The organism is Microbacterium sp. JB110, from assembly GCF_003335195.1.
GTDB lineage: Bacteria > Actinomycetota > Actinomycetes > Actinomycetales > Microbacteriaceae > Microbacterium.
On the sequence record NZ_QPGM01000002.1, the window covers coordinates 581,954 to 597,178 of the forward strand.

Annotated in this window: 12 protein-coding genes and 1 pseudogene; 10 read left to right on the plus strand and 3 right to left on the minus strand. The window is 69.1% G+C overall.

Features of this window, described 5'->3' with window-relative positions; all coding sequences use genetic code 11:
• Positions 1 to 134 precede the first annotated feature (134 nt).
• A complete protein-coding gene (gene rpsT, locus CIK77_RS06245) occupies positions 135 to 395 on the minus strand; it encodes a 30S ribosomal protein S20 (RefSeq protein WP_087053665.1) in 261 nt (86 codons plus the stop codon).
• A 201-nt stretch (positions 396 to 596) separates the two neighbouring features.
• On the opposite strand from rpsT, the gene lepA reads away from it, so the two are divergent.
• From lepA to CIK77_RS06295, 10 genes are all read left to right on the plus strand, one after another.
• On the plus strand, positions 597 to 2,444 hold the full coding sequence (gene lepA / locus CIK77_RS06250) for a translation elongation factor 4 (protein ID WP_087053666.1): 1,848 nt from the start codon (positions 597 to 599) through the stop codon (positions 2,442 to 2,444).
• Positions 2,445 to 2,453: 9 nt separating this feature from the next.
• A complete protein-coding gene (locus tag CIK77_RS06255) occupies positions 2,454 to 3,098 on the plus strand; it encodes a DUF1990 family protein (protein WP_087053667.1) in 645 nt (214 codons plus the stop codon).
• On the plus strand, positions 3,098 to 4,315 hold the full coding sequence (gene hemW / locus CIK77_RS06260; RefSeq protein WP_087053668.1) for a radical SAM family heme chaperone HemW: 1,218 nt from the start codon (positions 3,098 to 3,100) through the stop codon (positions 4,313 to 4,315). The genes CIK77_RS06255 and hemW overlap by 1 nt, the downstream gene beginning before the upstream one ends.
• A 155-nt stretch (positions 4,316 to 4,470) precedes the next feature.
• On the plus strand, positions 4,471 to 5,508 hold the full coding sequence (hrcA, locus tag CIK77_RS06265) for a heat-inducible transcriptional repressor HrcA (RefSeq protein ID WP_087053669.1): 1,038 nt from the start codon (positions 4,471 to 4,473) through the stop codon (positions 5,506 to 5,508).
• 55 nt (positions 5,509 to 5,563) lie between these two features.
• Positions 5,564 to 6,679, plus strand: a complete 1,116-nt coding sequence (gene dnaJ, locus CIK77_RS06270; protein WP_087053670.1) for a molecular chaperone DnaJ — start codon at positions 5,564 to 5,566, stop codon at positions 6,677 to 6,679.
• A 9-nt stretch (positions 6,680 to 6,688) separates the two neighbouring features.
• Entirely contained in the window at positions 6,689 to 7,420 is a 732-nt protein-coding gene (locus CIK77_RS06275) for a 16S rRNA (uracil(1498)-N(3))-methyltransferase (protein ID WP_087053671.1), read from the plus strand.
• Positions 7,417 to 9,009, plus strand: a complete 1,593-nt coding sequence (gene lnt, locus CIK77_RS06280; RefSeq protein ID WP_170934019.1) for an apolipoprotein N-acyltransferase — start codon at positions 7,417 to 7,419, stop codon at positions 9,007 to 9,009. Before CIK77_RS06275 ends, lnt begins: the two co-directional genes overlap by 4 nt.
• A 14-nt stretch (positions 9,010 to 9,023) precedes the next feature.
• The gene (locus CIK77_RS06285) at positions 9,024 to 9,233 is read left to right on the plus strand and encodes a hypothetical protein (RefSeq protein ID WP_087053698.1); all 210 of its coding nucleotides are present in this window, start codon (positions 9,024 to 9,026) and stop codon (positions 9,231 to 9,233) included.
• 139 nt (positions 9,234 to 9,372) lie between these two features.
• Entirely contained in the window at positions 9,373 to 10,710 is a 1,338-nt protein-coding gene (locus tag CIK77_RS06290) for a glutamine synthetase family protein (protein ID WP_087053672.1), read from the plus strand.
• 10 nt (positions 10,711 to 10,720) lie between these two features.
• Positions 10,721 to 13,717, plus strand: a complete 2,997-nt coding sequence (locus tag CIK77_RS06295) for a bifunctional [glutamine synthetase] adenylyltransferase/[glutamine synthetase]-adenylyl-L-tyrosine phosphorylase (protein WP_087053699.1) — start codon at positions 10,721 to 10,723, stop codon at positions 13,715 to 13,717.
• A 124-nt stretch (positions 13,718 to 13,841) separates the two neighbouring features.
• Here the strand turns inward: CIK77_RS06295 and CIK77_RS06300 are convergent, their stop codons facing one another.
• Both CIK77_RS06300 and CIK77_RS17635 read right to left on the minus strand, forming a co-directional pair.
• A complete protein-coding gene (locus tag CIK77_RS06300) occupies positions 13,842 to 14,261 on the minus strand; it encodes a rhodanese-like domain-containing protein (protein WP_087053673.1) in 420 nt (139 codons plus the stop codon).
• A gap of 97 nt (positions 14,262 to 14,358) precedes the next feature.
• Positions 14,359 to 15,225 (minus strand): annotated as a pseudogene (locus CIK77_RS17635) (hypothetical protein); the annotation flags it as partial.

Consider the following 15,225-nt stretch of genomic DNA (forward strand, 5'->3'; position numbering starts at 1 on the left):
CGCGAGATGGTTCGAAAAGCCACTGATCCTGCGGCATCTCGACAAAGTCCAGGCATCTCGCGAGGGGGCGGCCGAGGCCGACGACGAAGGGCCCGTCTCCCTGAGGAGACGGGCCCTTCGTTTCGCGGATCAGCTCAGAGAGCGGCGATCTGTTTGGCGACCTTCGACTTGCGGTTCGCCGCCTGGTTCTTGTGGATGACGCCCTTGCTGACAGCCTTGTCCAGCTTCTTGGAAGCCTTCGTGTAGGCCGCCTCGGCTGCGGCCTTGTCGCCGGAGGCGATGGCCTTGCGCGTGTTGCGGACGAGCGACTTCAGTTCTGAGCGCACGATGCGATTGCGGTCGCGAGCCTTCTCGTTGGTCTTGATGCGCTTGAGCTGCGACTTGATGTTTGCCACGTGTCGGATGACCTTCGTTCGTAAGTGGATCGGATGTCGCCGCACAGCGAGAGAGGGGCGCCGGGCGGCAGGTGTGGGTGGCCCCACACGCAAGCCAAAGGCCAATGCTACCAGGAATCGCCGGTTCGCACGCGCAGGCATCGGCGCATCACGACCGCTCGCGCGGGAAGTCCGCTCGACCGTCGGTAGACTGTCCGGAACATGTCTCCTCGCGCCAACACGCCGCTCCAGCCCGCAGCGACTCCGCCGTCGCAGATCCGCAACTTCTGCATCATCGCGCACATCGATCACGGCAAGTCGACCCTCGCCGACCGCATGCTGCAGCTGACGGGCGTCGTCGCCGATCGGGACATGCGCGCGCAGTACCTCGACCGGATGGACATCGAGCGCGAGCGCGGCATCACGGTGAAGAGCCAGGCGGTGCGCGTGCCATGGGAGCGCGAAGGCGACGCGTTCGCCCTCAACATGATCGACACGCCGGGCCACGTCGACTTCAGCTACGAGGTCTCACGTTCCCTCGCCGCGTGCGAGGGAGCCATCCTGCTCGTCGATGCGGCGCAGGGCATCGAGGCGCAGACGCTCGCGAACCTCTACCTGGCGCTCGAGAACGACCTCGTGATCATCCCGGTGCTCAACAAGATCGACCTGCCCGCGGCCGATCCGGAGCGTTTTGCGAAAGAGCTCGCCGACCTGATCGGCGGCGCCCCAGAGGACGTGCTGCGCGTCTCCGGAAAGACCGGCCAGGGCGTCGAGGAGCTTCTCGACCGCATCGTGCGCGACATCCCCGCTCCGTCCGGAGACGCCGAGGGGCCGGCCAGGGCGATGATCTTCGACTCGGTGTACGACGCCTACCGCGGCGTGGTGACCTACATCCGGATGATCGATGGCCGTCTGTCGCCCCGGGAGCGCATCCAGATGATGTCGACCGGCGCACAGCACGAGCTGCTCGAGATCGGCGTCTCCAGCCCCGAGCCCGCGCCGTCGAAGGGCCTGGCACTCGGTGAGGTCGGCTACCTCATCACCGGCGTCAAGGATGTGCGCCAGTCGAAGGTCGGCGACACCGTCACGACCCATCGCGGGCCCGCCGAGAATGCGCTGCCCGGCTATGTGGATCCGAAGCCGATGGTGTTCTCCGGGCTGTATCCGATCGACGCCGGCGACTACCCCGAGCTGCGCGACGCCCTCGATAAGCTCAAGCTCTCGGACGCGGCGCTCGCGTACGAGCCGGAGACGTCCGTGGCGCTCGGCTTCGGCTTCCGCTGCGGTTTCCTCGGGCTGCTGCACCTCGAGATCGTCACCGAGCGGCTGTCGCGCGAGTTCGGCCTCGACCTGATCACCACAGCGCCCAGCGTGATCTACGAGGTGAAGTCGGAGAGCGGCGACATCATCACCGTGACGAACCCGAGCGAGTACCCGGAGGGGAAGATCGACTCGGTCTCCGAACCGGTCGTGCGCGCATCCGTGCTCACGCCGAAGGACTACGTCGGCGCCGTGATGGACCTGTGCCAGACCCGACGTGCCAGCCTGCAGGGCATGGACTACCTCTCCGAGGAGCGCGTCGAGCTGAAGTACACCATCCCGCTCGGCGAGATCGTGTTCGACTTCTTCGACCAGCTCAAGAGCCGCACCCAGGGGTACGCGAGCTTCGACTACGAGCCGGAGGGGCGACAGGATGCTGATCTGGTCAAGGTCGACATCCTGTTGCAGGGCGAGCGGGTCGACGCGTTCAGTGCGATCGTGCACAGGGACAAGGCGTACTCCTACGGCACGCTCATGGCGGATCGGCTGCGCAAGCTGATTCCGCGCCAGCAGTTCGAAGTGCCCATCCAGGCGGCGATCGGTGCGCGCATCATCGCCAGGGAGACCATTCGAGCCATCCGGAAGGACGTCCTCGCCAAGTGCTACGGCGGCGACATCTCGCGCAAGCGAAAGCTGCTCGAGAAGCAGAAGGAGGGCAAGAAGCGGATGAAGATGGTGGGGCGCGTCGAGGTGCCGCAGGAGGCGTTCATCGCGGCGCTCTCGGGAGACGTGGAGACCAAGGGAAAGTAGGCTGACGGGATGCGCCGGGGCAACTTCCGAGACGAAACCGTGGACTACGCCGCCGTCGGGGCGACGCAGGCGAACGATCTGCTGCAGTTCCCGCCGGAGCAGAGTCTGCCGGCGTCGGAGTCGCGCCGCATCGGCAGCGGCGAGGATCGCTTCCGCGCCGCGAGCGAGCTTCTGCTGGGATGGGCGGCGCAGCGCGCGGCCGGGCAGGTCGTCGAGGTGAAGCCCGCGGCCGGTCCCGCCTACACGGGCGTGAGCTTCGACGCCGAGGGCAACGCCATCGCTCCCGCTGACCTGGCGGGCGAGCAGCGCTTCGACGCCGAGGGGCTGCCGCTGGTGTCAGGCGGCGCGACCATCACTCTCCGCGGTCGCGTGAAGGGCAAGCGCGTGACGGGGGAGTACCGGGTGATCTTCCTGTCGGAGAGCGGGCGCCGCATCGCGTTCGCCCTCGGAACCGTGGGCGGTGCCGTCGTCAGCGGTGAGGAGCTGTTCGCGCTGGAATGGCGCGAAGATGATGAGGTGTGGCTGGAGCTGCGCGCCTTCGATCGACCGACCAAGCTCTTCGGCCGTATGTTCAAGGGGCTCGTCCGCTCGCGTCGGCGCGCACTGTTCGACCGCTACCTGCGTGCGATATCGCCGCTGTACAAGACGCCGTAATGGGGGCAGCGCTCCCGCTCGGAGACCCCGCACCGGCAGACGGCGCCCTTCCGGAGGACATCCGGATCGATGGCGAGGCCGACTTCGGCGCGTACCTGCACGTTCCGTTCTGCCGCGTGCGCTGCGGATACTGCGACTTCAACACGTACACGGCGACCGAGCTGCGCGGCGCGCGCCAGGATCAGTACGCGGACGAGGTGCTGCGCGAGATCGACCTCGCCGTGAACGTGCTCGGCGCGCGCGGTGCCCTGCGCCCCGCCAGCACGGTGTTCTTCGGCGGGGGCACGCCGACGCTGCTCCCCGCGGGGGATCTGGCGCGGATGCTGAACGGAGTGCGCGAAGCCTTCGGGCTCGCCGACGGTGCGGAGATCACGGTCGAGGCGAACCCCGACACGGTGACGGACGCCGTCGTGAGCCGGCTCGCCGAGGCCGGCGTGAACCGGATGTCGATCGGCATGCAGTCATCGGTGCCGCATGTGCTGCGCTCGCTCGATCGCACCCACACTCCCGAGAACGTGGCCCGCGCCGTCGAGGCCGGGCGTGCGCACGGACTCGACGTCAGCGTCGACCTGATCTACGGCGCGCCGGGTGAGGGCCTCGCCGACTGGCGGGCGTCGCTGGAGACGGCGATCGCCCTCGAACCCGAGCACATCTCGGCGTACGCGCTGATCATCGAGGAGGGCACGAAGCTGCATCGGCAGATCAGCCGCGGCGAGGTGCCCGCTCCGGATGACGACCTGCAGGCCGACATGTACGAGCTCGCCGACGCGGCGCTCGCCGGCGCCGGCTACGACTGGTACGAGGTGTCGAACTGGTCGAAGGGCACAGAGCACCGCTCGCGCCACAACCTGGCGTACTGGCGGAATCAGGACTGGTGGGGGTTCGGTCCGGGGGCGCACAGCCACGTCGCCGGTCTGCGCTGGTGGAACGCGAAGCATCCGGCCGCGTATGCGCAGCGGCTCGCGACCGGGGAGTCTCCCGCTGTCGGCACCGAGCGCCCCGACGCGGAGGCGCGTCTGCTCGAGTCTGTGCTCCTCGAGAGCCGCATCCGCGACGGCCTCGACTTGTCAAAGCTCCCCGCCGATGCCCGCCAAGCCGTTGCCGGCCTCATCGCCGACGGCCTCGTCGAGCCCTCTGCCGCCATCCGCGGCCGCCTCGTCCTCACTCTGCGCGGCCGCCTCCTCGCCGACGCCGTCGTCCGCGCCCTCACCGCCTGAACACACAGCTGCCGAGATGCGCACTTCTCGTCGAGATGCGCCGGTTTGGACGTGATTCTGTCGCAAAAGTGCGCATCTCGGCAGCGAGGCATGCCGGTCGGGGGACGCGGTAGGATTGGCAGTCAGACGGGGCGAGTGCAAACGCGGGAGGTGCCATGGTCTCTGAGCGAGGACTGCAGGTGCTCCGGGCGATCGTGCAGGACTACGTCGACACGCACGAGCCGGTCGGGAGCAGGTCGATCGTCGATCGGCACGCGTTCGACGTCTCGGCGGCGACGATCCGCAACGATATGGCGCTGCTCGAGGAGGAAGACCTCATCGTCGCGCCGCACACGTCATCAGGGCGCGTCCCGACCGACAAGGGCTACCGCCTGTTCGTCGATCATCTCGCCGAGATCCGTCCGCTGACTCCGGCGCAGCGGACGGCGATCACCGCGTTCCTCGCCGATCCGCACGACCTGGACGACCTGCTGGCACGCACGGTGCGTCTGCTCACACAGCTGACCGGTCAGGTCGCCCTCGTGCAGTACCCCTCGTTCTCTCGCGCGCACGTGACGCACGTGGAGCTCGTCTCGCTCGACGAGCGTCGCCTGCTGGTGATTCTGGTCACCGACACGGGCAGGGTCTCTCAGCGCATCGCGACGGTGCCCGCCGACATCGCCGAGGAGGACGTCGCCCTGCTGCGCGCCCAGCTGGGCACTCTGGTGAGCGGCCGCGCCGTCGGCGAGGGCGCGGAGAGAATCAGAGCGCTGCAGGAGACCCCGTTCGACTCCCGCGATCTGGTCGCGGGCAGCCTTGTGGCGCTTGCGGGCGTCATCGGCGAGGAGCTCGACGAGTTCCGTCAGAATCGTCTGGTGATGGCGGGGGCGGCGACGCTCGCCAAACGCGAACAGGACTTCCGCGGCAGCATCCACCCGCTCCTCGAGGCGATCGAAGAGCAGGTGACGCTGCTGCGGCTGATGTCGGAGATGCAGACCGGCGAGGACGGGCTCTCCGCATCGATCGGGCGCGAGAACGACGCGTTCGGGCTCGGTGAGGCCTCGATCATCACCAGCCGCTATGACGCGCAGGTCGGCTCGGCGCGCGTCGGCGTGATGGGGCCGACCCGGATGGACTATCCCAGCAATCTTTCGGCGGCGCGTGCCGTCGCGCGGTACCTGACCCGCGTGCTGGAAGAAGACGGCAAGCGCTGATACGGCGCGCTGAAGGCAACGACTGAGCCCGGATCGGGCTGAGGAAGGGTGACGAGTGGCTGACCACTACGACGTTCTGGGCGTCTCGCGTGAGGCGAGCGACGAGGAGATCAAGAAGGCGTACCGAAAGCTGGCGCGCAAGCTGCATCCGGATGTGAACCCCAGCCCGGAGGCGGCAGAGGAGTTCAAGAGCGTCACCCACGCGTACGACGTGCTGAGCGATGCCGAGCAGCGGCGCCGCTACGACATGGGCGGGGACGAGAACCCGTTCGGAGGCGCGGGCGGCTTCGGCGGCTTCGGCGACATCTTCGAGACGTTCTTCGGCGGCGGCGGTGCCGGCGGCCGAGGCGGCGGGCGCCCCCGCGAGCGCAGGGAGCGCGGCGAGGACGCCCTCGTGCACGTCAGGCTCGACCTCGGCGACGTCGTCTTCGGCGTGCACCGCGACATCGAGATCGACACGGCCGTGCTCTGCGAAACCTGCAACGGCAGCTGCTGCCAGCCGGGCACCCAGCCGGAGCGCTGCGATGTGTGCGGCGGCTCTGGTCATGTGCGCACGCAGGTGCGCAGCCTGCTCGGCAACATGGTGACGACGCAGCCGTGCGGCTCCTGCCAGGGATACGGCACGACGATTCCGTCCCCGTGCGTCAACTGCGGCGGTCACGGTCGTGTGCGCGCGCGGCGCACCGTGTCGGTCGACGTTCCGGCAGGAGTCGAGACGGGGCTGCGCCTGCAGATGCCGGGCTCCGGCGAGATCGGCGAAGGCGGCGGCCCCAACGGCGACCTCTACCTGCAGGTCGAGGTGGCGCCCCACCCGTCGTTCAGCAGGGAGGGCGACGACCTGATGGCGACCCTCGACGTGGCGATGACCGACGCGATCCTGGGTACGACGACCTCCATCGACGGACTCGACGGGGCCGTCGACCTCGAGGTGCGCCCCGGCGTGCAGTCGGGCGATGAGCTGAAGATCGCCGGCCGCGGCATCACAGGGCTGCGCTCCAAGAGCCGTGGCGACCTGCGGGTCGCGGTACGGGTGGTCACCCCGACCAAGCTCGACGCGAAGCAGCGCGCCCTCATCGAGGAGTTCGCCACCAGAGGCAAGCCGGACGGCCCCAAGCTGTCCGAGCACAGCCCCGGCCTGTTCTCCAAGCTGCGCGATAAGTTCCGCCACTAGACAGACACCATGGCACTTCATTTCGTCGCGGATGCCGCGGGCACCGCGCATGCGGGCGGGATCGTCGAGTTGACCGGCGCCGAAGCGCACCACGCCGCAGCGGTGCGGCGGGTGCGCGCCGGCGAGCAGATCACGATCACCGACGGACGCGGCGTGTGGATCGACGGCACGATCGAGAGCGCTGACCCTGCGTCGGTGTCGGTGCGGGTGAGCACCCGCACAGACACCGAAGCGCCGAACCCCCGGCTCGTGCTGGTTCAGGCGCTCGCCAAGGGCGACCGCGACGAGATGGCGGTGCAGGCGGCGACAGAGCTCGGTGTCGACGAGGTCGTGCCGTGGCAGGCCGCGCGCAGCGTGTCCCGTTGGGAGGGCAAGAAGACCGCCAAGGGCAGGGAGCGCTGGGCGTCGATCGTTCGGGAGGCGGCCAAACAGGCGCACCGCGCGTGGTTGCCCGAGGTGTCGGAGCCGGTGTCCACGAAGCAGCTGGTCTCGCGCGCGGGAACGGCGACGATGCTGCTGCTGGACCCGCGGTCCGACGCCCAGCTCACGGCGACGGAACTTCCGGATGACGGGGAGGTGATCCTCGTCGTGGGGCCCGAGGGCGGCATCTCCGCGGAAGAGATCGGCGAACTCACCGGCGCTGGCGCACGCGGCGTCAGACTGGGTGAGACCGTGCTGCGCACATCGACGGCCGGTCCCGCCGCCCTCGCCGTGCTCAACGCCAGGTGGGGCCGCTGGTGACGTCCGGCGCCGCCCGCCGAGACGCCGCGCTCCGCTCCCCGCTGCCGCTGTGGGCGGCTGTGCTCGTCGCAGCCGTTGGTGGTTTCGCCCTCGATCTGGCCTTCCCCAGCGTCGGAGTCTGGCCGCTCGCCTTCGTCGCGGTCGCGCTCCAGCTCGTCGCGCTCATCGGTCGTCGTGCCTGGTCGGCGTTCCTCGTCGGGCTCGTGTTCGGGGCGGCATTCTTCTATCCGCACATCGACTGGATCACCCACTTCCTCGGCGACAACCCGCTGCGCTGGGTGCCGTGGGTCGCACTGGCCGGCCTGCAGAGCGTCTTCACCGGCGCCGGTGCCGTCCTCATCGCGCTGGCATACCGGTGGACGGATCGGTGGGCCGGCTGGGTGCGGCTCATCGGCGTGCCAGCACTCGTCGCCGGAGTCTGGACGCTGCGCGAGAACGTGATGGGGACGTGGCCGTACGGTGGCTTCGCCTGGGGCCGGATCGGCATGAGCCAGTCGGATTCGCCGCTCGCGCCCGTCGCGTCGTGGGTGGGGATCGCCGGACTGACCTTTCTCATCGTCTGGCTGTGCGCCATGCTCGTCGAGCTCGTGCGTGCACGGTCGCGGCATCGAGTCGCTGGCGCGGCATCACCGCGCGGGTGGCTCGCGCCCGTGCCAGCGGTTGCGCTCGCGGTGCTCCTGGTGCTCCTGCCTCAGTTCCCAACGACGCCGGCGGGAACGCTCGCGGTCGGCGCCGTGCAGGGCAACGGCCCTACGGCCTATCTCGACGAGCGCGACTACCTCGATGCGGGGCGCGCGCAGCTCGACGCCTCTGATGACGTGTACGACCAGGACGTCGACGTCGTCCTCTGGCCGGAGGGCGGCCTCGGCGGCGACCCCCGCTCCGACGGTCAGGCGGCTGCGCTGCTCGACGGCGCGACAGCGCTGTACGGCGCTCCGCTCATCATGAACGCGGCCAGCTCATCCGGGGACGACATCTACAACATGTCGATGCTGTGGGAGCAAGGCGGTGCGACGCAGACGCATTCCAAACGGAACCCCGTTCCTTTCGGCGAGTATGTGCCTGATCGGGAGATCTTCGAGAGCATCGCCCCCTCCCTGATCGGCCTGCTGCAGCGCGAGTACACGCCGGGAGCCGACGCGCCGGTGTTCGACGTCGCGGGGACGAAGATCGGCCTGGCGATCTGCTTCGACGTGATCAGCGACGCGCTGATCCGTGAGGCGGTCGTCGACGGTGCGCAGGTCTATATGCTCCAGACCAACAACGCCGACTTCAGGGGCACCGACGAGAACCTGCAGCAGCTCGTGTTCGCGAGGATGCGGGCGATCGAAACGGGCAGAACCGTCGTGAACCTCTCCACGGTCGGCACGAGCCAGATCATCGCTCCCGACGGCACGACGACTGACGCGATCGGCACCGACGAGGCAGGTGCGATGGTCGACGACGTCGAGCTGCGCACCGGGCTCACCCCCGCCGTGACGCTCGGGCCGTGGCTGTCGGTGCTCATCGCGTGGGGCGCGCTCGCGGCGCTCGTGCTGGCCGGACTGCACGCACGGCTCAGGAAGCCCGTACCGCAGACGACGGCGTGACGTACGCTGAAGCCATGAGCGATGACATCCGGTCGGAGCTGTCCGACGAGAAGTACTGGTTCAACACCAAGACGAACTCCGTCGAGTTCGGCAAGCTCTCCGCCGCGGTGTACCGGATCGGTCCGTTCGACACCGAGTACGAGGCGTCGCACGCGCGCGAGAAGGTCGCTGAGCGCAGCAGGGAGTGGGCGGAGGAAGAGGAGCGCGAGGACCCCTGGAGGTAGGGCGAGTCGATCGTCTCGGCGCCGCTGCGCCCGCACGGGCGAGGCCAGCGCTCCATCCTGGACCGCGCGCGTAACCGGCGCGCAATGTGCATGTCATAGGCTGAGTGCGACGTACACGCTTCGGCCCGAGGGGACCCAGATGGACAAACAGATGGACTTCGTTCTGCGCACCATCGAGGAGCGCGGCGTCAAGTTCGTGCGCCTGTGGTTCACCGATGTGATCGGCACGCTGAAATCGGTCTCGATCGCGCCGGCCGAGGTGGAGGGCGCGTTCACCGAGGGGATCGGCTTCGACGGTTCGGCGATCGAGGGGCTGACGCGTTCGCACGAGTCCGACCTGCTCGCCCATCCGGAGCCGTCGACGTTCCAGGTGCTGCCGTGGCGCGGCACCGTCGACCCGGCCGCTGGCATGTTCTGCGAACTGCGCACGCCGGACGGACAGCCGGCCGTATCGGATCCGCGCAACGTGCTGAAGCGCTCCCTGGAGAACGCGGCGGATGCGGGCTTCAGCTTCTACACGCATCCGGAGATCGAGTTCTATCTGCTGAAGTCGCGCACGTTCGGCGACGACGGCCCCATCCCCGTCGACGCGGCAGGCTACTTCGACAACGTGCCGGGCGGCACGGCCCACGACTTCCGTCGCAGCTCGGTCCGGATGCTCGAGGACCTGGGCATCTCCGTCGAGTACTCGCATCACGAGGGCGGGCCCGGCCAGAACGAGATCGACCTGCGCTACGCCGACGCGCTGACGATGGCGGACAACATCATGACGTTCCGCACGGTCGTCAAGGAGGTCGCGATCGAGCAGGGCGTGCACGCGACGTTCATGCCGAAGCCGTTCTCCGAACATCCCGGTTCCGGCATGCACACGCACATGTCGCTGTTCGAGGGCGATGTGAACGCGTTCTACGAGGAGGGCGGCGAGTACCAGCTGTCCAACGTGGGGCGTCAGTTCATCGCGGGGCTGATGATGCACGCCCGCGAGATCGCCGGTGTGACGAATCAGTTCACGAACTCCTACAAGCGGCTGTGGGGCGGCGATGAGGCGCCCAGCTATGTCACGTGGGGGCACCTGAACCGCTCGGCCCTGATGCGAGTGCCCCGGTACAAGCCGGGCAAGGGCAGCTCGGCGCGCATCGAGCACCGCGGCATCGACGCCGCAGCGAACCCGTACCTGGCATACGCGCTGATGCTCGCTGCCGGGCTGAAGGGCATCCAGGAGGAGTACGAGCTTCCGGCAGAGGCGGCGGACAACGTGTGGGCCCTCAATGAGCGCGAGCGCCGCGCCCTCGGGTACAAGGCGCTGCCGCAGTCGCTCGACGAGGCCGTCGCCGCGATGGAGGACAGCGAGCTCGTCGCCGAAACACTGGGCGAGACCGTCTTCAGCTACGTGCTGGCGAACAAGCGGGAAGAGTACCAGCGTTACCGGCAGCAGATCACGCCCTTCGAGCTGAAGACCCAGATGAACATCGTCTGAGGCATCGATGATGGTCGGCAAGGATCGGGTCAACCAGCACACGCGGCTCATTCGGCTCGGCTTCGCCCGCATCGACGAGGTGCTTGCGATGCTCGACGAACTCGTCGAACGGACCGGTTCGTCTCGTGAGGAGCTGGTCGAGGCCAGCATCGAGGCCGCTGACCCCAACGAAGCGCTGCGGTCGCTGACGTGGGTGGCGCGCAACGACGGCGACGCCGTGGCGCGAGTGCTCGCCGACGCGCACGGCAGTCGCGTCGCGTGGCGGCTGCTCGGGGCATCGCGGGGATTCGGAGAATTCTATCTCCGCAGGCCGCGCAGCCTGGGCGGCCTGCTGACGGCGGGGGAAGCGCTGCCGACTCCGCAGGAGATGCACGACGCGCTGGCGGCGGCCGTCGGAGGTGCACCGGACGGCTTCGCCGCCGAATGCGACGAGGGCGCGTGGGTGTCGATGCGCGTGGCGTATCGCGAGCAGCTCGCCCGCATCGCGGCGTACGACCTGCTCGTCGACGACCCGATCGAAGTGCTCGACGACGTCGCCGCCGCACTGGCGGATCTCGCATCCGCTGCGCTGGACGCATCGCTGGCGATCGCACGGGCCCAGCTCGCTTCTGGTACTGCAGGCGTCGGCCGATTCTCTCGCGAGGAGGTCGATGCGACGCGGTTCGCCGTCATCGGCATGGGGAAGGCCGGGGCGCGCGAACTGAACTATGTCAGCGACGTCGACGTGATCTTCGTCGCCGACCAGGCAGAGGGCAGCGAGATCGCAGAATCGCATATGCTCGACATCGCCACCAGGCTCGCCAGACAGACCATTCGCGGCATCTCGGGCTTCGAGATCGAGCCGCCGCTGTGGGAGGTCGATGCCAACCTGCGTCCCGAGGGGAAGAAGGGCGCGCTGGTGCGCACCCTCGCCTCGCACATCGCCTACTACGACCGATGGGCCGAGAACTGGGAGTTCCAGGCGCTGCTGAAGGCGCGCCCGATCGCCGGCGACGCGGCACTCGGCGACGCGTACGCCGAAGCGATCTGGCCGCACGTGTGGGAGAGCGCGGGGCGCGACGGCTTCGTCGGCGGCGTGCAGCGGATGCGGCAGCGCGTCGAGGAGCACATCCCAGACGAGGAGATGGATCGACAGCTCAAGCTCGGTGCGGGCGGTCTGCGCGACATCGAGTTCGCGGTGCAGCTGCTGCAGTTGGTGCACGGCCGCACCGACGAGGCGATTCGGCTGCGCGGCACACTGCAGGCGCTCGACGCGTTGGCTCGGGAGGCGTACATCAGTCGCCAGGACGCAGCGCAGTTCGACGCCGATTACCGCAGACTGCGGCTGTGGGAGCATCGCCTGCAGCTGCAGGGGCTCAGTCGCACGCACCTCATGCCCGACGACGAGGAGGGCATGCGCGTCCTCGCCCGTGCCTCGGGGCTGGGCTCGGCCGGTGAGCTGACGACGGAATGGAGTCGCGTGCGCCGCGAGGTGCGCGACATCCACGTGCGCATCTTCTACCGGCCGCTGCTCGGCGCGGTCGCCGCGCTCGGCGACGAAGAGGTGCGGTTGTCGACGACATCGGCGCGGGCGCGCCTCGCGGCGATCGGCTTCGGCGATCCGGATGGTTCGCTGCGGCACCTGCAGGCGCTCACCCGCGGCATGAGCCGCAAAGCACAGATCCTGCGCCATCTCGCCCCGGTGATGCTGCGCTGGTTCGCCGACGGCGTCGATCCGGACTACGGCCTGCTCACCTTCCGCAAGATCAGTGAGGGGATCGGCACGACGAGCTGGTTCCTCCGGATGCTCCGCGACTCCGCCGGTGCGGCAGAGGGACTGACCAAGCTGCTGTCTGGGTCGAAGTTCGTCGGCGACCTGATGGAGATGATCCCCGAATCGGTGGGGTGGCTCGAGAGCGAGCAGAAGCTGCGACCGCGCTCGACCGAGCAGATCGACGGCGAGGCCCGGGCCATTCAGGCGCGCCACACCACGATCGAGTCGGCGATGAAGGCCGTCCGGGCGATGCGGCGTCGAGAGCTGCTGCGCGCGGCGATGGCGTCGATGCTCGGACTCATCTCGATGCCCGAACTGTCCACGGCGCTGGCACGGATCACCGAAGCGACCATCCAGGCGACTCTGCGCGCGGTCTTCCGGGAGGTCGTTCCGGAGGAGGCGCAGGATCTCGATTTTGCGATCGTCGGCATGGGTCGGCTCGGCGGCGCGGAGATCGGCTTCGGCAGCGACGCGGACATCCTGTACGTGTACCGCCCGGAGTCCGTTGCGCCCGAGACCGCGCAGAAGCTCGCTGAGAGGATCGTCGCGGAGTTCCGGCGGGTCGTCGAGGACGCGCGCGTGCCGCTGGAGCTCGACGCCGACCTGCGCCCTGAGGGCAAGAAGGGCCCGATCGTGCGCAGCCTCGAAGCGTATCGCGCGTACTACGCGCGCTGGTCGCTGTCGTGGGAGGCTCAGGCACTGCTGCGGGCGCGGGGAATCGCCGGGTCGACGAAGCTGATCGATGCGTTCATGGCGATGGCCGATGAGGTGCGCTACCCGGAGCATCCCTCGGAGCAGGGGCTGCGCGAGATCCGAGTGATCAAGGCGCGTGTCGAGGGGGAGAGACTGCCGCGCGGCGTGGACCCGAAGCGTCACCTCAAGCTCGGGCCGGGCGGCCTCAGCGACGTCGAGTGGCTGGTGCAGCTGATGCAGCTGCAGCACGCCCACCGGGTGCCTGGCCTGCGTACGACGTCCACACTCGATGCCCTGGCGGCGGCAGAGGAAGTCGGGCTGGTCGATGCCGACGCGGCCGAGCGGTTCCGCGAAGCGTGGCAGCTGGCGACCCGGCTGCGCTCGGCGAACACGCTGCTGACGGGCCGGACGAGCGACGTGCTGCCGACGGATACCCGTGATCTCGACGGCATCGGCCGCATCCTCGAGTATCCGCCGGGGTCAGCGGTCGAACTCGAAGAGGACTGGGCCAGATCCTCCCGCCGCGCCCGCTACTCCTTCGAGCGCCTCTTCTACGGCTGAACGCCCCGCGCCCCGCTGCCGAGATGCGCACGTTTCGTCGAGATGCGCCGGTTTCGACGTGTTCTCGTCGAAGAAGTGCGCATCTCGCGAGCGGCCGCGGTGCGCTCGGGACGGGGCGCGCTGCTCAGGCGCGGGTCCGGATGCGCGGAACGCCCGTGAGCGGATCGATGGGGCGACGGTGCACCCCGTCTGCGTCCTCGACCGGGAGCCCTTCGCGCGCCCAGTACTCGAACCCGCCGATCATCTCGCGGACCCGGTAGCCCAGTTCCGCGAACGCGAGTGCTCCCTTCGCCCCCGCGTTGCATCCGGGGCTCCAGCAGTAGACCACGACGTTCGCGTCAGACGGGAGTTCGGCGGGCGCACGCCGGGCGATCTCGGCGTACGGCATGTGCACGGCGCCGGCGACGCGGCCCTGCGCCCACGCCTCTTCGGATCGCACGTCGACGACGGTGAGCTTCTCGCCGGCCTTCTGCGAGGCATAGACGTCGCTCGGGTCGGTCTCGTGCTCGAGCTTGGCGGAGAAGAAAGCGTGTGCGTCTGCCATGGCGACAGCCTAGCGACGAGTCAGAGCGTACGCGCTTCGGATGACGCACGGATGTGATCGCCGCAGCACCGATCTCTCCGCGGCACCGGAGGCCGCATCACAGTCGCCGCCACGCGCGCGGATCGAGCGTGACCGCACGACCGTCGATGACGACCATGCGCGCGGCATCGGACAGGCTCGCCGCCAGCGTCGTGTCGCCGGCGCGGAGCGCCCAGATGCGTTCGTCCGAGGTGTGAGCGGTCTGGAGCGCGGCTCCGTTGAGGGCGGCGAGCGCCCGGATGGCCTCGGCCGCAGGCAGGTCGTCACCGGACGCCGTGCGGATGCCGCGCGGCCCCCACTCCTCGAAGAAGCTGACCGTCGCCACTCCGGGGACGGAGAGAGCCGTCGCGGATGCGATCACCCACGCGGCGAGCTCCGGGTCGGTCTGGCGCGGGTCGTCGGCATCGAGCAGTTCGGGACCGTAGCCGTCCGACAGATCGGCGACCGACGGCCGCGCGGGAGCAGCAGTGGCGACGTTGTTCACGTGCGCGCGCAGCGTGATCGGCCCGACGTGCACGGGTGCGCCGCCGGCGATGCGCACGGCCTGCTCGGCGACGAGGCGCTGCATGGCGATCGATTGCTCGACCTGCAGGGTCTCGAACGCATGGAACGTGGGTGTGAGGCTGAACACCACGCCGTCGAGCTCTGCGGGAAGCCGGTGGTGCTCACGGTTCAGTTCCGTGAAATGGCTGCGCGCGCCGCCGACGATCGGCACGGTCACCCCGGCCTCGGTCAGCGCAGCGCGGAGCAGCGCGATGGCGCCGGCGTCCGAGACATGCTGCGCATCGTGCCCCGCGGGCCGGAACGCTGTCACGCGAGCGATCTCGAGGCCGGCGAGAGCGCGGGCGGCGTCGCGCACCGCGGTCGCGGCGTCGCTCGTCGCAGCGATCCGCGAGGATCCGGATGCGCGTGCCGCGATCACGAG